The sequence below is a fragment of the Solobacterium moorei genome, from assembly GCF_036323475.1.
In the GTDB taxonomy this organism is placed as follows: domain Bacteria; phylum Bacillota_I; class Bacilli_A; order Erysipelotrichales; family Erysipelotrichaceae; genus Bulleidia; species Bulleidia moorei.
Genome location: NZ_AP028934.1, coordinates 1,340,003 through 1,358,775, shown reverse-complemented (window position 1 = coordinate 1,358,775; position 18,773 = coordinate 1,340,003). Strand labels below are relative to the sequence as shown.

Below are 18,773 nucleotides of genomic sequence, written 5' to 3'. Positions count from 1 at the left end.
CTTATAATTTAATTGCTAATCTAGCAAAACGAATATTGTTCTTTTCAATCGCAGCAGTGCGCTTTACTGCTTTATCTCGATACTCTAACTCAATCGCAGCAACACTAGCAGCACGAACATATCCAGTTATCTCGACCATATTCTTAAATGGCTCCTTGAGTTCAACATAGATATATTCATCTACTAACTGTTCAAACTCGGCATAATCTTTAATCTCTCGCTCTGCACCAGGGCTACAGACTTCTAAGCTATACTCTTCTTTGATTGGATCATACTTGTCCAAGACTACACCAAGCTTTTCACTTACTTCTGCACAAATATCTAAATCAATCGCATGTGCATCGTTGTCAATTGCGACTTGTAATGTCTTCTCATTACTAAGCCAAACAATCTCGTAAAGTCGAACGTGGCAATCGTCAAATACTGGCTGAAATAATTTGGTCAATTTATCAATGTTTTCCATATGCCTCCAGACATAACATAAGGAGAGCTTCCGCTCTCCTTATTCCGTTTACAATATACCCCATTTTAAAGGGATTTTCAAGCACTATCCTCTATACAATGCGATTATTCCTCATTTTTCGTAAACATCCGTGCACAAGCAACTGCCTTTTGCCAACGCTTGTATAAATGACTTACATCAGATACATCCATCATAGGTGTAAAGAGATGACTATTTCGTTCTTTCTTTAACTCTTCTAAGTCATGCCAATATCCAACCGCAAGACCAGCTAGATATGCAGCACCTAATGCAGTCGATTCAACATTTTCTGGACGCTCAATAGCACATTGCATAATGTCGCTTTGAAACTGCATCAAATAATCATTGGCAGAAGCTCCACCATCTACACGTAGTGATTGAATCGCAATCCCAGAATCTTCTTTCATCGCATCAAGAATATCTCTATTTTGATAAGCAATAGAATCTAATGTTGCTTTTGTCATATCCTCTTTACTTGTACCACGTGTAATGCCAAACATCGCACCCTTACAATCATTATCCCAATATGGCGCACCTAAGCCTACAAAAGCAGGAACTACAATCAATTCATGTTCTTCCTTTGCAGATAAAGCAAGTTTCTCCGACTCTTTTGCCGTCTTAAAAAACTTCAACTGATCACGTAACCACTGCACCGCACTACCAGCAACAAACACTGATCCTTCAAGCGCATAAGTAATTTCACCCTGATAACCCCAAGCAATTGTTGTAACCAAACCATGCTTACTTGGGTGTGGTTTGTTACCAGTATTCATTAACATAAAGCAACCAGTACCATAAGTATTTTTTACGCTGCCACGCTCGAAGCACTGTTGTCCAAATAGTGCAGCTTGTTGGTCACCGGCAGCGCCAGCAATCGGTACACGCTTACCAAAGAAATACTCAGAAGCAGTATATGCAAAAATACAACTACTATCTTTTACCTCCGGTAACATACACATCGGTATATTAAGAAGACTACATAATTCATCATCCCACTTCTTATCATAGATATTAAATAACATTGTTCTAGATGCATTACTGTAGTCCGTCACATGTGCTTTCATTCCAGAAAGACACCATATTAACCAAGTATCAATTGTACCAGCAAGTAACTCACCACTTTCTGCACGCTGTTGACCATTTTCAATATGATCCAAAATCCAACGGATTTTTGTTGCAGAGAAATATGGATCTAGTTGAAGCCCTGTCTTTTGTCGAATCATGCTAGCATGATTATTCTGTTTTAATTGATTACAGATTTCTGCAGTTTGACGAGATTGCCAAACGATTGCCTTATAAACAGGAATACCTGTTTTCTTATCCCATACAACCGTTGTCTCACGTTGGTTGGTAATACCGATACCTTCAATCTGTTCTGGTTTAATATTAGCATCCAGCATACTTTGCATCATACAAGATAATACAGATAACCATATCTCATTCGCATCATGTTCTACCCAACCAGGTTTAGGAAAGTATTGTTGAAATTCTTTTTGTGCAGAAGAAACAACCTTAGCATCATGATTAAAGATAATCACACGTGAACTTGTTGTTCCTTGGTCAATCGACATAATATATTTTTCCATGCATATACCTCTATTCTTTATAAAGTGAACTTAATTTCTTATTAGATCAAGATATTCATCTTCAGTCATATCTTGACTAAATATGCAATTATATTCTTTTACAGTTAATTTTAATTTATCAAAATTATCTTGTAATACATACTTTAAATATTCAATATATGAGTCTTTCATCCATTTAATACATTCTTCTAAAGTATTAAAATCTGGGTTAATGATTTTTGTACCCATACTATTATCTGGACATGCACTCCATTTCCCATTTATACAAGCAAGTACTTGGGTATGTGTATGATGAAAATCATTTGAAAGATATTCTAAGAAAAATGATTTGCATGCAATTCCATTTTTTCTACAATATAGTTTTATAAGTTCACTTAAATCCCAGCACCACCCACAATTATTATGAATAATTTGTTCAGGCGTAGAAAATGAGTACTGATACTTTTTAAAGTCTTCATCGCCAAGAAAGTGTAAATTATTATTTTGATCCTTATATCCATACCTTAATGAGCAAATATAGTCAAAAAACTCATTCAAATGTAAAGACAGAATATCATCTAAATCATTTTGTAATTCTACAGCCATAAGCTACTACTCCTATACACATATAATTGTTTTTTTAATTATAACGTATTAAAAAGGACTGCCAATATAATAGCAGCCCTAATCATCAATTACTTAGACTTTTTAGTTGTCTTTTTTGCAGGAGCTTTCTTAGCTACTGGTTTTTTCGCTACAGCCTTAGGAGCAGCTACTTTCTTAGTAGCTTTCTTTACAGCTGGTTTCTTAGCAACAGTCTTTTTAGCAACTGGCTTTGTAGCCTTCTTAGCTGCAGGTTTAACAACCTTCTTTGTAGACTTCTTTGCTACTGGTTTAACACTTTTCTTAGCAGGAGCCTTCTTAGCCAATGGCTTAGCTACCTTCTTGGAAACTGTCTTTGTTGTTGCTTTCTTAGCTACTGGTTTTTTAGCAGCAACCTTCTTCGTAGCCTTTTTAGCAACGACTTTCTTAGCAGTCTTCTTTGCTACAACAGCTGATTTAACATCAGCGCGAATTGCGGCTTGAGCAGCTGCTAAACGAGCGATAGGAACGCGGTATGGTGAGCAAGAAACGTATGTTAATCCAACACGTTGGAAGAATTCGATACTTACTGGGTCACCACCATGTTCACCACAGACACCTAAGTGAATGTCTTTACGTGTAGAACGACCCTTTTCGCAAGCCATAGAGATAAGCTTACCAACACCATTTACATCTACGTGAGCGAATGGATCGTTATCGTAGATATGCTTGCTGTAATAATCATCTAAGAACTTACCAGCATCATCACGTGAGAATCCGAATGTCATCTGTGTTAAGTCGTTTGTACCGAAACTGAAGAATTCAGCTGTTTCTGCTAATTCATCAGCATTTAACGCAGCACGTGGAATCTCAATCATTGTACCGATCTTATAATCCTGCTTGGCTCCAGCTTCCTTGATTACTTCGTCAGCAGTTGTACGAATAATCTGTGCAACATAATCAAGTTCCTTCTTTTCGCCAACTAATGGAACCATGATTTCTGGAACTAACTTCCAACCACGGTGCTTCTTGTTGATGTTAATAGCAGCCTTGATAATTGCGCGTGTCTGCATGACACCGATTTCTGGATATGTTACGTCTAGACGGCATCCACGGTGACCCATCATTGGGTTGAACTCGTGTAAGTTTGCTGCAGCAGCCATCAAGTCTTCTACAGAGATACCTAATGCTTTAGCAACTTCTAATGATTCTGCTTCAGCCTTTGGTAAGAATTCGTGTAGAGGTGGATCCAATAGACGGATAGTAACACTTCTGCCACCCATTGCCTCGAAGATACCCTCGAAGTCTCCTTGCTGCATTGGTTCTAATTGCTTTAATGCAATCTGACGTTGTTCAACATTTTGAGCAACTACTAATTCACGGATAGCCTTAATACGATCTGGAGAGTTGAAGAACATATGCTCAGTACGAACAAGACCAACACCTTCAGCACCGAAGCTTACAGCTCTTGCAGCATCTTCTGGTGTATCAGCGTTTGTACGAATCTTCATTGTTCTACGTTCATCAGCCCATTGCATGAACTTCTTGAAGTTACCAGAAATTGTTGCTGGAACTGTCTTGATTTCACCACGGTAAACTAAACCTGTAGAACCATCTAGAGAGATAATATCTCCATCCTTGAATACTTCACCCTTCACTGTGAATTGTAACTTCGCTTCATTAACCTTAATGTCGCCACAGCCAGATACACAGCAAGCACCCATACCACGAGCTACTACAGCTGCGTGAGATGTCATACCACCACGTACTGTTAAGATACCTTCAGATACATGCATACCTTCGATATCTTCTGGTGATGTTTCAAGACGAACTAAGATAACCTTGCGTCCCATTGTTGCCTTTGTCTTAGCTTCTTCAGCAGTGAATACAATTTCACCACATGCAGCACCAGGTGAGGCAGCTAAGCCCTTCGCAACTACATCATTCTTCTTTCTCTTTAAGTCTTCAGCATCAAACTGTGGGTGTAGTAAGTCATCTAACTGCTTAGGATCAACCATAAGTAAAGCTTGATCCTTCGTTACAAGACCTTCCTTCTCCATATCTACAGCAACCTTTAAAGCAGCTGCAGCTGTACGCTTCGCATTACGTGTTTGTAACATGAATAGTTTTCCATGTTCAATTGTAAATTCCATATCCTGCATGTCATGGTAGTGCTTTTCTAAACGTGCACAGATATCTGTGAAATCCTTATATGCCTTTGGCATTACCTTCTTAAGTTCTGCAATTGGAGATGGTGTACGAATACCGGCAACAACGTCTTCACCTTGTGCGTTAATTAAGTATTCACCAAATAACTTTCTTTCACCTGTTGCAGGGTTACGAGTAAAGGCAACACCTGTACCGCAATCATCACCCATATTACCAAATACCATGGTCTGAACATTTACAGCTGTTCCCCAAGAACTTGGGATATCATTCATCTTACGATAGAAGATAGCACGGTCATTATTCCATGAACGGAATACAGCTTCGATTGCGCGTTCTAATTGAACTGTTGGATCCTGTGGGAAATCTTCCTTCAATTCCTTCTTATAGAAAGCCTTAAAGCGCTTTGTTAATTCGAACATATCCTCAGCATCTAATTCAATATCCTGCGTAACGCCCTTCTTTTCTTTTACTTCATCAATGATTTCTTCAAAACGTGATTTGGATAATCCCATAACCACGTCTGAGAACATCTGCACGAAACGACGATAAGAATCGTATGCAAATCTCTTGTTGCCAGACTTCTCTTCAACAACCTTAACAACTTCATCATTCATACCTAAGTTAAGAATTGTGTCCATCATACCTGGCATAGATGCACGTGCACCTGAACGTACAGAAACAAGTAAAGGATTATCTAATCCACCTAATTTCTTACCTGTTGCCTTCTGTAGCATTCCAACATGCTTGTGAATTTCGTCCATGATATTCTTGTTGATTTTCTTACCATCTGCGTAATATGCATTGCACGCTTCAGTTGTGATGGTAAATCCATCCGGTACTGGCATACCCAAATTGCTCATTTCAGCAAGGTTAGCACCTTTACCACCGAGCAGTTCACGCATGGAACCATTACCTTCAGAAAACTTATAAACATACTTTTTAGTAGCCATTATAGCCTCCCTTTATCTACTGTTTGATTATAAAGCAACCGGTTACATTTCTCAATACATACAAATCACTTTTGTGAGATTATCCAAGAAATAAACTTAATCTTTTCCATGCACGCATGAAATAGAAAAGACGATATCTAATCGATACCGTCTAATGAAATTCTTATTTTGTATACTTCTTAATGAAGTCAAAGAATCGTGGGAAGTATTGTGGATCACTTGTTAGATTTCCAAATCCACCCTGTTCAGATACATACATCTCCTTCTTGCTTGCGCAAGAGTAATAGTTATCATACGCATGACTAATTGGAACGATACGATCCTGCAAGCCATGTAGGAATAACATTGGAGTTACAGCGTTTCTTAACTGACGTTGTGTACTGATATCATTTAGACTAAAATGCAATACCTGTCTTACATAGAAGTCTACGGATGGCATTACAAACTTACCGTTAAACTTTGTAATATCCTGTACTTGAGTTTGGATAATATCTTTGATTTCTTTATATCCACCTTCTGCAATGGCACACTTTACATTACGTGGTAAATAATCACCAATCGCATTCATCACAGAAGCTGCACCTACGTTCATACCAAATAATGCAATCTCTGCAAGTGGATCAAGGTTTACTAAGTAGTTAATCCAACTAATCAAATCATAATGTTCACACCACCCAAGACCAGTATATTTACCTTCAGACATTCCATAACCACGTGCATCCGGTGCTAAGATATTGAATCCACGATGGTCTGCCTCCCACATATGTTCTAATAATGTTCCACTATAAGACGCAATACCATGTTGGATAATAATCCACTTATGAGAATCTTCTTGATTCACGATACGTAATGCATGTAGTTTTAATCCATCATAAGAATCGATGAAATCATCGAAACGGTTGCTGTGTGCGAACCACTCATTTCTTTCCATCTGTAATAATGGTAGCTGCATTGCTGCACCACATTTTTGTAAAAATCTACTATTCTGTAAATCAAACGCATTGCGGAATACATAGTACCCAGCTCCTGCATATGCACTTGCACCAGCCACAGCAGTAACACCTAATACTTTTAATAGCGTATGCTTGTTTTCTTTATTTGACATACTGCACCTCCGTCAATCATGAATTGTTATCTTGATTATAACATGTTCATTATTTTTTCAATACATTTAAGCGCTCTTCGATAACAGCGTATTGCTTTTGATATGCTTCAAGCTTTTGCTTTTCATTTTCAATCTTCGCTGCTGGAGCCTTCGCAATAAATCCTTGGTTAGAAAGAATTCCTGTAGAACGTGCAATCTCAGACTTAAGTCTTTCAATCTCTGCTTCAAGCTTCTTAATTTCTTCTTCTGGATTACTTAATTCGCTAGACGGAATATATAAGCTACCGCCTTGAATTGCTTCTACTGTTAAGTCACCTTCAAGTGTATCCTGCCACTCTGCCTTTGCAAGCTTCATGATAATTGCAGACATTGCTTCATCCGCCTTGATTGTATTACCATCAAGATCCTTTAATGCAATATGAATTAATGTTGATGGCTTCAAATCATTTACAATCTTTACTTCACGAATCTTTTGAATCGCAGAGATTGCTCTTGCCATTGCCGTTAAATCACAAGCAGTAACGTTTTCAATCATAGTTGGCCAAGATTCTAAGTTGATACTCTCCTTAGCACCTGGTAATAAATCATAAATCTCTTCTGTTACAAAAGGCATAAATGGTTGTAATAAACCAACGATAGCCTTTAAGCATACATAGAGTGTTGATTGTGCTGCACGCTTTGCTACTTCATCTGTACCGTTTAATGCAGTCTTACTCATCTCTACATACCAACTGCAGAAGTCATCCCATACAAAGGAATATAGTTCATTACCAACTAAGGCAAACTCATACTTCTCCATGTTTTCCGTTACATGTGTAATTGTCTCATTAAGACGATTGATAATCCACGCATCCGCAAGTGATAGATGTGTTAAATCAACATCTTCAACCTTCATTCCTTCAGGAAGATTCATAAATACAAATCTAGACGCATTCCAAATCTTGTTAATAAAGTTACCTGCTGCCTCAACCTTTTCAGGAATATAACGCATATCTTGTCCTGGTGTTGAGTTTGTTGTTAAGAAGAAACGTAATGCATCGATGCCATACTCTTCAATAACCTTCATTGGATCAATACCATTACCAAGTGACTTTGACATCTTGCGGCCTTGCGCATCACGTAATAAACCATGGATTAGTACATCCTTAAATGGACGATTCTTTGTAAAGTGTCTTGCTTGGAATGCCATACGTGCAACCCAGAAGAAAATAATATCGTAACCAGTAACCATTGTATTGGTTGGATAGTAACGTGCTAAATCTTCCGTTTCTTCTGGCCAACCTAATGTTGCAAATGGCCATAAAGCACTAGAGAACCATGTATCAAGTACATCTTCATCCTGTACCCAGTTTGTTGTATCCTCTGGATCAGTTTCACCAACGTATGTTTCACCAGTCACAGTGTTATACCATGCAGGTATGCGATGTCCCCACCACAACTGACGAGAGATACACCAATCTTCAATATTCTCCAACCATCCATTGAATGTCTTTTCAAAACGTTCTGGATAGAAGTTAATCTTTGTCTCTTCATCTGCTTGATACTTAAGTACATCTTCCGCAAGTGGCTTCATCTTAACAAACCACTGTTGTGATAGATACTGTTCAACAACACAATGCGTACGTTCAGAATGTGCTACGTTATGTGTCATCTCTTCAATCTTCACTAAGTTTCCATCAGTTTCAATTTGTTTTACAAGTGCTTCACGTGCTACGTAACGATCCATTCCCTCATACTTACCGCAAAGTTCATTCATTGTTCCATCTGGATTCATACAGATTGGCTTTTCTAAATGATGTCTTTCCGCAATCGCAAAGTCATTAGGATCGTGTGCAGGTGTACACTTCATTGCACCAGTACCAAAACCAATTTCTACATAGTCATCACCGATGATAGGTAATTCCTGCCCATTTGCTGGGTTAGTTGTATGTTTACCAATCAAGTGATTCAACTTTTCATCGCTAGGGTTTACGACAACACAAACATCACCAAACATTGTTTCTGGACGTGTTGTCGCAACCACAAATTCTTCACCAGTTTCCTTTACTATATATTTGAAGTGATACATCTTACCTGGGTCATCTTGATAATATACTTCAATATTACTTAATGCTGTACGGGCTTCCGGATCCCAGTTGATGATACGCCAACCACGATAGATTAAACCTTCATTGTAGAGTTTTACAAATACATGACGAACTGCATCGTTAAAACCATCATCCATCGTAAAGCGCTCACGACTATAATCTAATGAGTTTCCAAGTTTACCCCATTGTGTACGGATTGTCTTGGCATATTCTGCCTTCCACTCCCACGCACGTTCCAAGAACTTTTCACGTCCTAAATCATAGCGAGAAATACCTTCACTCTTTAAGCGTGCATCAACCTTTGCCTGTGTCGCAATACCCGCATGATCCATACCTGGTAAAAACAACATGTCATAGCCCTGCATACGCTTATAACGAGCAATAATATCCTGTAGTGTATTATCCCAAGCGTGACCGATATGCAAAATACCAGTAACGTTTGGTGGAGGAATCACAATTGTAAATGGATCTTTAGACTTATCACCCGCAGTGAAATATCCTTTTTCAATCCATCGGTTGTATTTGCCTTCTTCTACGGCCTTGTGATTATACTTTTGTGCTAGATTCTTTTCCATATTACCTTCTCCTTAAACATAAAAAAACGCCCTATGCATAGGACGTGTATAAACGTGGTACCACCTTTGCTTACTTCTCAACAGCGTAACGTGCATCACTACGGTATCTTCTACTACTAGTTCAAAGATACAGCTCCAAGACTACTTCATATCTTCGTTTTATCTGTTTCCACCAATCACAGACTCTCTTTCAAAACAGCCAATATTACTACTTCTCTTCTTTGCTTTGGTTAGATTATACCATTGTATTCATCATTTTCAACAAAATAGCTTAATGAATTATGTTAGATTATAAATATATATCTAACAGTAAACAAAAATGGCCTATGGAAATGCGATGAAATCAAGTATTTCTCTTATATGTTCCGTTGAATAATATCAAATGTCGTAAAATTCTATCCATCTTTGGCCACAGTTCTACTGCACCTTTTACTCTAAACAGATATACAAACCAATTTAAATAGGATTGTAGATTAGTCATTCTCATCCCAATGAAGCGATAGATATACCTTTTTAGCCATGAACACATATTGTTTATCAATGCCATGTTCTCTAGATATTCTTTGTCGTGTGTATTGGCTTTATAGAATTCTTCTTTCAAATCTAATTCTTTTATCAGCTTGTCATGTGCTCTTTCGCCATCATGTACTAGTGTTGATCCGGAAGCGATATGATTCTTTAGTGCTTCAAAGATACGTGAAGCAGATGGCTTTCCATGACCACAAATAACAGCGTATGTATTTTTGTGACAATCGATTGCCACAACGATACAGAGTTGGCTCTTAGATAATCCTCTCTTCTTGTCTAGGCCATTTTTGTTTACTGTTAGAAATATATATTATTCAACTTTTTCTCATCCTTGTAGTTTACTTTGATAATTTCCTTGTCATCAATACATATCTCTTCGTGAGCAAAGATATGCTAACAAGACATATTATGTTGATTTTAGAAAATATATTGTGATTAAAAAAATCCTGTTACTCACCAAACTCTTTTATCCAATCACCAAAAGATATCAATTGATATCCTTGGAACACTAGCGTCCCTTCCATACCAATATTTACAACATTATAGATAAACACACTTACTTCAAAATTCTTTTCTCCTTTTTCTGTCATAAAAACCAATTCATATAAATCCTCTGGAGTTGGAATTTTCCCTGGAACAGCAAAATACCCACTCACTTTTTTATCAATTAATTTTGCAAAAACCGATTCTCTTTTATATTTATTCTTTGTGTATCTAAGCATATTCATCGCCTCCTGAAACACACTACCTTTTTGTTTATTACCTCAATTATTTTTGAAAGTTCCTCTTTTGATTTTATTATTGGTGAAGGTTCCCTTTTTTAATATGATGTCTTTAGAGATGGTGCTGGCAGTTCAAGAAAGGAGGCAATCATATGGTTGCCAGCGGTTATAAACATCTATCTTTAGAAGAACGTAAATCTATAGAAGTTCTATTGAATCATTCCGACATCAAACTCAAACAGATAGCACTCTCTATCAATCATTCACAGAAATGCGTACGTGAAGAAATCAGAGCACACAGGGTCGTACGTGTCCACTCGAATAAGACGAACAAATGTGGACGGCAAGATTCTTGTAAGAAACATCGCTTATGCACATATTGCATAAGCGGTGATTGTAAGTCTTGTAAGCATAAGGACTGCAACGAGCTATGTGATGACTTCGTCTCATATCCCGTTTGCGAGAGAATAGAGCGATTCCCTTATGTCTGTTCAGGTTGTCCTGACATACATAAATGTCATCTTCCCAAGTACTTCTACATCGCACGAATAGCACAGGATAAATATACGCAAGACAAATTAGAATGGAGGTCCGGACCTCGCAAGAGCGAAGCAGAAATGAAATCTATCGTGGAGGCATTTCAAAATAATATTCCTAAAAAGCAATCCATCGATACAATCATCCATACCAACGACCTTAATATATCCGCCTCTACTGCATATAGATACATTCGTGAGCACCAGATTCCCGGGATTTCAAACATCGACCTAAAACGTCAGGTACGCTACACGCAACGCAGTTCTTCAAGGCATCATCCTATATCGATTGACTACGATTTCCTCGAAGGACGCAAATACGAGGACTTCCTAGCAGCCCTAGAAACAGCAGGACCGGATGTAAACGTATGGGAAATGGATACGATCATCGGGAAGAAAGGGAGCGATGAGAAGTGTGTACTGAGCCTGTTACACAGACGTTCCAATCTTCAATTATATTTTCTCTTACGACACAAGAATATGTTTGAGGTAACGTATCTATTTGATACTATCAAAAGTTTCTTAGGCATCGACTTATTCAAAGATACGTTCACTATCATACTCACCGATAATGGCACTGAGTTCCATGATCCACTATCGCTTGAGACAGACCCTGAAACGGGAGAAAAACTCATCAGTATCTATTTCGCAAGGCCTAGACGTTCTGATGACAAAGGTAAATGCGAGAAGAACCATGAGCACTTCAGAGAGAAAGTCCCAAAAGGATGCAGTATGAACAGCCTTACAAAATACGACATCAATTTCGTATCAAATCAGGTAAATAATTATGTACGCAGGAAGTTAAATTACCAATCACCCTACAGCATTGCCAAACTAGTACTAAACGAAAAGGTATTAGAACTAAACCGCCTTCATCCCATTTCACCCAAGGCAGTTGATCTAACACCTATCCTCCATTAGCATCAGACCCTAACAGCACCATCTCTTTATATTCAAAGGGAGCTTTCAAGAGAAATTCAAAAAAATTTCATTTGAAAGTATACTTTTCGTGCGGTCAAAATGCCCAATATCTATTTAGATTATAGCTTAAAATATATAAATTCAAAACCTGTAAATGGAAAAGCACTCCAATTAAAGGGAGCTTTCACTGAAAATTGAGCTTTTTGTTTATTATAAACTAAAATTGTGAACTTTAAGCAAAATTAGACTCTACAGCGTGCACATACTTACTTTTGATATAAACTGTTCGTTCGATGAAGATGAAATAAAAAATGGATAAAGCTTTCATCATACGGTATAAACTTCTTTAAACCAATCATATCTAAGATTTCTTCAATACCCGCCCATTTTACTGCCTGTACTTCTTCATACTGAAGTATTAATTTTGAAATATCGATCTCTTTTTCTAAAATATAAATATCATCAAAACCTTCACTAAAATACTTTGTAATAACAGGTGATGTATTTTCTAAATCAATCTTTAATCCAAGTTCCTCAGCAACTTCTCGCATTGCTGCCTGTCGACTATTTTCATCAATAATAGCAGAACCACCAACTGTTACATCCCACATATTGGGCCATCCCTCTTTAAAGGATTGTCTTTGTTGAATCAACATTTGATTTTTTGCATTAAAGATACATACATGTACAACTAAATGATAGAGATCCTTAGGAACATCATCTCCACGTGTTATTACATGATTTATCTTTTCGCGATCAATTGTATATAAATCCCACTTTTCCATAATAATCCTTCTTTCTATTATCAAAAAAATCCGTTTAACCGGATTATAAACGAATAATTGATTTTACAATTGGTAATCGCATCACAAATACTGTGATTCTACGATCTACTTCAAAGAAGAGAATATAGATAATCAGTTTGATATATGGATGTAAACTCAAGAATCCGTTTACGATATTAAACAAGAATACAAAAACCATATATATCGCAATATATACCGCAAATGTCATCAAGAAGTAAGCAACCTGATTCATGCGTAAATTTCGTTGTTCATCTCTTCTACTCATATAGGTATTTTATTCAAAACAAGTAATGATTTCAACTATCAAAAAAGGAAGATACATAACGTATCTTCCAAAATCTTAATAGTGAATGTATTCGAATCTTGATGGATTAGAGATAACACGTGAGTATGGTTGCCCATTTCGACTAGCACCACATTCAGACGTAATAACAGAGCCATCAGTTGTAATACCTTCCACGATTGCAACGTGACCATAGTAGCCATCAGAGCCTTCTTGTCCAGCCGCAAATACCATAACATCACCAACCATCGGTGTATTAGAAACAGAATAACCTAAGCTACGAGCTGTGTTCGCCCATTGGTTACCATTACCCATCAAACTACCAGCAGTTAAGCCTAATTGATGACGACGGATATATACCCACCATGTGCATTGGCTAAATGAGTAATTATTACCAGTATCACCAGTCTCATGATCTGTAATCAATCCTGCTTTTGCATAAGCCTTCCAAACTTCATCAGCATCCGCAAGTAATTGCGCAGAACTAATGAATGCACTTGAATTTGAACTATTTTCAAGCGCTTGTTTCGCAGCTTGAATCTTTTCATTTTCCTTTGCTTTACGCTCTTCTTCAATCTTGTTATCGATAACTTCTTGCGGTGTCTTTACAGTAACATTCAACTGTGCAAATGACTTATTACCAGTCGTATCAACAACAGTATATAAAACTGTGTAGTTACCATCTGTTGACATATCTACGTTACCAGTAATTGTCAATGCTGGTAAAACACCAGAATCGTCATTGATATAAGAGATATAGTTAGAAGCGTTCCAAGTATCCCCATTGTTAACTGTAACAGAATCAGACTTCAACTTGATAACTGGAGCAGTACTTGTTACAACCTTAATCAATACCTTTTGAATAAAGGAATATCCTAGTGTCTTATCGTCAGTATCTTTATTGACTAAAGTTACACGTGCAGTTGCCTGTTGAATACCTGTAAGGTTACGATCAAAGCCTTCCAATATTAGCTTTGTTTTGCCCATATCGATATTCTTATAATCCATATCTGTTAGAGACTGGCTTCTTTCCTGTAAGATAGAATGCTTGATTGTCTCTTGTGGATTTAAATCAGCAGAACTAACTTCGATAACTGGTAACACCTCTGTATCAATTGTTGGAGCTGTGTTATTCGCATATACATGTTGTACAGAAGCATATCCCCCCAATAATACTGTGGCGATATACGCTACTGCAACAAGACTTGTCTTCTTATTTTTCTTGTTAAACATATCACTATTTTATATGATTCATAGTATTCTTTGCAAGAAATCAGTAATTTTTCACATAAAATTCACGTATTTTCGGGTATTTTTATATAAAAAAGCATACATTTTAAACATGCATGCTTAATCAATTCTTAAAATAATGTATCTGTATGTGTGATATGCAAGTGCTCATAAGCCTTCTCTGTTACCACACGTCCACGGCTCGTACGATTCACAAAACCAATCTGAATTAAATATGGTTCGTACACATCTTCTAGTGTCGTTGTCTCTTCTGAAATTGCGTTAGCTAATGATTCCAGACCGACTGGGCCACCATGGAATCGTTCAATAATTCCACGTAAGTAACGAATATCGACTTCATCTAAACCAAGGGAGTCGACCTTCAAACGGTCTAACGCAGTCTGGGCAATCTCCTTAGAGATATGACCATCGTTAAGCACCTGTGCAAAGTCACGAATACGACGTAGCAAACGATTGGCAATACGTGGCGTTCCACGAGAACGACGTGCGATCTCATCTACTGCGGCTGTATGTATTGGTGCATTCAATACACGTGCTGTACGACTAACAATCGAACATAACTGTTCTTGATTGTAGTACTCAAGCTTAGCCACAATACCAAAACGGTCTCTTAGTGGCGCTGATAAATCACCAGCGCGAGTCGTCGCGCCAACTAGTGTAAATGGAGGTAGATCCAAGCGAACACTTCTTCCGCCTGCTCCATTTTCACCACCAATCATGATATCTAGTTCAAAGTCTTCCATCGCAGGATATAAAACTTCTTCTACTTGCTTTGGCAAACGATGAATTTCATCAATGAACAAAACATCTCCTGGTTCTAATACTGACAATATCGCTGCTAAATCACCAGCTTTTGTAATGGATGGACCAGAAGCCACTCTAACCTTAGAGTGCATCTCATTCGCCAGAATAAATGAAAGTGTAGTCTTGCCCAATCCTGGAGGCCCATACAAAAGAACATGATCCAAAGATTCATTTCTCTGCAAAGCCGCCTGAATATAGATACGTAAGTTTTCTTTTAACGTATCTTGGCCTATATATTCATCAAGTGTTTGCGGGCGAAGACTTTCTTCATCATCACCCATTTCTGCATTTGCAGATAACAAACGATCACTCTCTTCCATATGCCTCCCTTACTTTTGTTTGACTAAAAATTGTAATCCGAGCTTTAAATACTTCTCGGTTGTTAATCCAGGGTTTTCACTCATCATATTTGCGACTGCAGATAATTCTCCCTGCTTATAACCTAAATTCTTTAAGCCTTCTAACGCTTCACGAATCTCCGCAGGATATGAAACTGTATCCTGTTTTGGTGAAGATGTAGGTACAGAGACTAACTTGCCCTTCAAATCCAATACAATCTGACTTGCGGACTTTGCACCAATACCAGGCATCTTCTTTAATAGTGTTACATCACCTGATTCAATCGCAGAAACGATGGATTGATAACCACATTTACTTAACATGCCCATCGCTGTCTTAGGACCCAGTCCCTTAACAGAGATAAGCTTTAAGAATAATGCTTTTTCATCTTGGCTTTCAAAGCCAAATAAACTCATATCATTTTCCGTAATATGAAGATATGTATAGATGAATACTTCATCATTAAGATGTAAGTTTTCTGGATGCGGATATGCCATCTGATAGCCAATATCATGACAATTAACCACAACCCAATCAGCACCATACGATGCGACTTTACCTTTTACAAATGCTATCATATCACTCACTCTTTATAATCCATAATAAAAGTATTTACGATAACCTGATCACCATTACGTGCACCAGCTTCATAAAGTGCCTTATCAACACCCATCTTCTGTAATGTCATCGCAAACTGATATGTTTCTTCTTCCTTATCGAAGTCAACTGTATCAAATAAACGATCAATCTTCTCTGAGTCAACCTTAAATCTACCAGGTCCAAGTTTCACAATCTTAAAGTCTGGTTTCTTAGGTTCATAGCGATATACAACTGTCCCTTCTGTACTTTCAGGAGTTTCCATTTCAACCTCGCGAGCTTTATCAATTTCCGCAAGTGCAGCATAGAGAACTTCATCTAAACCTTTATGCTCTAACGTACTTGTTTCATAGATTTTAACATCTGGATATTTCTTCTTAAACTCCTCCAAATACATCTGCGCATATTCATCATCCATCTTATTTGCGACTACAATCTGAGGACGCTTTTCAAGTGCTAAATCGTAGGTAGTTAACTCCTTATTGATGATTTCGTAATCTTCAACAGGATTACGTTCTGCACCAGACATATCAATCACATGAATCAGTACTCGACAACGCTTGATATGACGTAAAAACTCATGTCCTAAGCCCTTACCTTCGCCAGCACCCTCAATTAATCCCGGCATATCTGCCAACACGAAACTACGACCGTTTGGCATCTGTACAACACCAATATTTGGCTCTAGTGTTGTAAAAGGATATGCAGCAATCTGTGGATTTGCTCTAGTTACAACCGATAAGAATGTTGACTTACCAACGGATGGAAAACCAATTAGACCAGCATCCGCTAAAAGACGTAATTCCACTTGAACATCTAAGCTTTCACCAACTTCACCTGGTTGTGCATATTCAGGAGCATCATTTCTTGCAGTTGCAAAATGCATATTACCTAGACCACCCTTACCACCACGAGCAATCAATACCTTTTGTCCTGGTTTTGTAAGATCAGCTAAAAGATCACCATTGGTCGCATTACGAATCATCGTTCCAAGTGGAACAGGCACAATGATGTCATCTCCTGATTTACCATGCATCTTTTTGATTAATCCTGGCATACCATTGCCAGCCTTAATCTTGCGTGTAAACTTTAGCTTCATTAATGTTGTTTCATTCGTATCAACAGCGAACCAAATATCGCCACCTTTACCTCCGTCACCACCAAAAGGTCCACCATTTGCGTAGAACTTCTCATGACGCCAAGCAACACAACCTCTGCCACCGTCACCTGCTTTTACATGTAATTTTACCAAGTCAATCATCAAGGAATCTCCTTTCCTTTAAAAAAGCTCCTGAACCTGTCAGGAGCATTCCATTACTGTTTAAATTAAGCTTCTTGAGGATAAACAGAAACCTGCTTCTTATCCTTGCCAAGACGCTCATACTTAACGATACCTGCAGCTGTCGCAAACAATGTATCATCTCCACCGCGCATAACATTCTTGCCTGGGTAGATCTTTGTGCCTCTCTGACGATAGATGATAGAGCCAGCATTTGTATACTGACCATCAGCCTTCTTAGCACCTAATCTTCTGCCGGCAGAATCACGGCCGTTCTTTGTGGAAGATACACCCTTCTTACTTGCAAAGAACTGAATATCCAGTGTGAACTTCATAGTATTTACACCTCCATTTTTTTAATTTTAATAAAACGTTGATTCTGTTGTTGAACTGTCTTTAATTGAATGATACCTGCAGATAGTAGTAAATCACTCTCTGCTGTAGGCGTATCAACTTTAACTTGAATTAGATTATCACCGACTGTCATTTTCTTAATATCAGTTAATTCATCTAATGCATTCAACAAACCGAATGTAATACCGCTAACTGCCGCACATACTAAATCTTTACCACTTTCAGCAAAACCAGCGTGACCGCTAATTTCTAACGATGTAATGTGATTATCATGCTGCGTATAACGGATATCAATCATGAGACTTAAGCCTCGATAGCTTCTACTGTCAACTTTGTATATGGTTGACGGTGACCCTGCTTACGACGAGTAGAGCCCTTCTTAGCCTTATACTTGAAGATATGGATCTTCTTTTCCTTGCCTTGCTTTACAACCTTGCAAGTAACCTTAGCACCCTCTACATATGGAGTACCAATCTTTGTTGCTGCGTCACTAACAAGAACTACCTTGTCGATAACGACTGTACTTTCCGGTTCAGCATCTAACTTTTCAACGAAGATAGACTGACCTACTTCAACCTTAAGTTGCTTTCCGCCTGTTTCGATAATTGCGTACAATTTGAACACCTCCTGACATTTATCATAAGACGCGCCATCAAGGGGACTTACGTACTTAACCCTTTCCTGAGCGGTTACAGACCTCGACAAGAGGGCTGATAACATAGATATACTACATGTAAAGTCCTTTTACGTCAATGATTTCTGCTAAATTAGCCACTTCAATTCACATTATTTATGTCAACCTCAATTATTTTTGAAAGTTCCTCTTTTGATTTTATTAT

18 protein-coding genes and 2 other annotated features are annotated in these 18,773 nt (G+C 37.9%); of the genes, 1 reads left to right on the top strand and 17 read right to left on the bottom strand.

Going from position 1 to position 18,773, the window contains the following annotated elements:
* Window position 1 precedes the first annotated feature (1 nt).
* From RGT18_RS06760 to RGT18_RS06725, 8 genes are all read right to left on the bottom strand, one after another.
* A complete protein-coding gene (locus RGT18_RS06760) occupies window positions 2–463 on the bottom strand; it encodes a ribosome maturation factor RimP (RefSeq protein WP_028077328.1) in 462 nt (153 codons plus the stop codon).
* A gap of 104 nt (window positions 464–567) precedes the next feature.
* The gene (glpK, locus tag RGT18_RS06755; protein ID WP_028077329.1) at window positions 568–2,067 is read right to left on the bottom strand and encodes a glycerol kinase GlpK; all 1,500 of its coding nucleotides are present in this window, start codon (window positions 2,065–2,067) and stop codon (window positions 568–570) included.
* Between the two features lie 30 nt (window positions 2,068–2,097).
* Entirely contained in the window at window positions 2,098–2,652 is a 555-nt protein-coding gene (locus RGT18_RS06750) for a hypothetical protein (protein WP_028077330.1), read from the bottom strand.
* A gap of 89 nt (window positions 2,653–2,741) precedes the next feature.
* The gene (gene ppdK, locus RGT18_RS06745) at window positions 2,742–5,747 is read right to left on the bottom strand and encodes a pyruvate, phosphate dikinase (RefSeq protein ID WP_028077331.1); all 3,006 of its coding nucleotides are present in this window, start codon (window positions 5,745–5,747) and stop codon (window positions 2,742–2,744) included.
* A gap of 163 nt (window positions 5,748–5,910) precedes the next feature.
* The gene (locus tag RGT18_RS06740; protein WP_051240874.1) at window positions 5,911–6,852 is read right to left on the bottom strand and encodes an alpha/beta hydrolase; all 942 of its coding nucleotides are present in this window, start codon (window positions 6,850–6,852) and stop codon (window positions 5,911–5,913) included.
* 49 nt (window positions 6,853–6,901) lie between these two features.
* Window positions 6,902–9,514 (bottom strand): valine--tRNA ligase, encoded by a 2,613-nt coding sequence (locus RGT18_RS06735; RefSeq protein WP_028077332.1) that lies wholly within the window; start codon window positions 9,512–9,514, stop codon window positions 6,902–6,904.
* Window positions 9,515–9,549: 35 nt separating this feature from the next.
* Window positions 9,550–9,745 (bottom strand) — a binding site (T-box leader).
* 112 nt (window positions 9,746–9,857) lie between these two features.
* On the bottom strand, window positions 9,858–10,349 hold the full coding sequence (locus tag RGT18_RS06730) for a transposase (protein ID WP_338176488.1): 492 nt from the start codon (window positions 10,347–10,349) through the stop codon (window positions 9,858–9,860).
* 142 nt (window positions 10,350–10,491) lie between these two features.
* Window positions 10,492–10,764 (bottom strand): DUF2500 domain-containing protein, encoded by a 273-nt coding sequence (locus RGT18_RS06725; protein ID WP_320077639.1) that lies wholly within the window; start codon window positions 10,762–10,764, stop codon window positions 10,492–10,494.
* A gap of 152 nt (window positions 10,765–10,916) precedes the next feature.
* Between RGT18_RS06725 and RGT18_RS06720 the strand changes: the two genes are divergently transcribed.
* The gene (locus RGT18_RS06720) at window positions 10,917–12,221 is read left to right on the top strand and encodes an IS30 family transposase (RefSeq protein WP_338175674.1); all 1,305 of its coding nucleotides are present in this window, start codon (window positions 10,917–10,919) and stop codon (window positions 12,219–12,221) included.
* 266 nt (window positions 12,222–12,487) lie between these two features.
* Here the strand turns inward: RGT18_RS06720 and RGT18_RS06715 are convergent, their stop codons facing one another.
* The 9 genes from RGT18_RS06715 to rplU form a co-directional block, all read right to left on the bottom strand.
* A complete protein-coding gene (locus RGT18_RS06715) occupies window positions 12,488–13,006 on the bottom strand; it encodes an NUDIX hydrolase (protein ID WP_028078781.1) in 519 nt (172 codons plus the stop codon).
* Between the two features lie 43 nt (window positions 13,007–13,049).
* A complete protein-coding gene (locus RGT18_RS06710) occupies window positions 13,050–13,292 on the bottom strand; it encodes a hypothetical protein (RefSeq protein ID WP_156022857.1) in 243 nt (80 codons plus the stop codon).
* A gap of 75 nt (window positions 13,293–13,367) precedes the next feature.
* Complete coding sequence (locus RGT18_RS06705) at window positions 13,368–14,543, bottom strand: CHAP domain-containing protein (protein WP_245580949.1); 1,176 nt, start codon at window positions 14,541–14,543, stop codon at window positions 13,368–13,370.
* Between the two features lie 128 nt (window positions 14,544–14,671).
* Complete coding sequence (gene ruvB / locus RGT18_RS06700) at window positions 14,672–15,685, bottom strand: Holliday junction branch migration DNA helicase RuvB (protein WP_028078783.1); 1,014 nt, start codon at window positions 15,683–15,685, stop codon at window positions 14,672–14,674.
* Between the two features lie 9 nt (window positions 15,686–15,694).
* Entirely contained in the window at window positions 15,695–16,282 is a 588-nt protein-coding gene (ruvA, locus tag RGT18_RS06695) for a Holliday junction branch migration protein RuvA (RefSeq protein WP_028078784.1), read from the bottom strand.
* A gap of 5 nt (window positions 16,283–16,287) precedes the next feature.
* On the bottom strand, window positions 16,288–17,562 hold the full coding sequence (gene obgE / locus RGT18_RS06690) for a GTPase ObgE (RefSeq protein WP_081659580.1): 1,275 nt from the start codon (window positions 17,560–17,562) through the stop codon (window positions 16,288–16,290).
* Between the two features lie 65 nt (window positions 17,563–17,627).
* Window positions 17,628–17,915: a 50S ribosomal protein L27 gene (rpmA, locus tag RGT18_RS06685; RefSeq protein ID WP_006526413.1), complete on the bottom strand. Its 288-nt coding sequence runs from the start codon at window positions 17,913–17,915 to the stop codon at window positions 17,628–17,630.
* A gap of 5 nt (window positions 17,916–17,920) precedes the next feature.
* Window positions 17,921–18,232, bottom strand: a complete 312-nt coding sequence (locus tag RGT18_RS06680; RefSeq protein WP_028078786.1) for a ribosomal-processing cysteine protease Prp — start codon at window positions 18,230–18,232, stop codon at window positions 17,921–17,923.
* 5 nt (window positions 18,233–18,237) lie between these two features.
* Window positions 18,238–18,549, bottom strand: a complete 312-nt coding sequence (gene rplU / locus RGT18_RS06675) for a 50S ribosomal protein L21 (protein ID WP_028078787.1) — start codon at window positions 18,547–18,549, stop codon at window positions 18,238–18,240.
* Window positions 18,550–18,566: 17 nt separating this feature from the next.
* Window positions 18,567–18,635: a sequence feature (ribosomal protein L21 leader region), on the bottom strand.
* Between the last annotated feature and the right edge of the window lie 138 nt (window positions 18,636–18,773).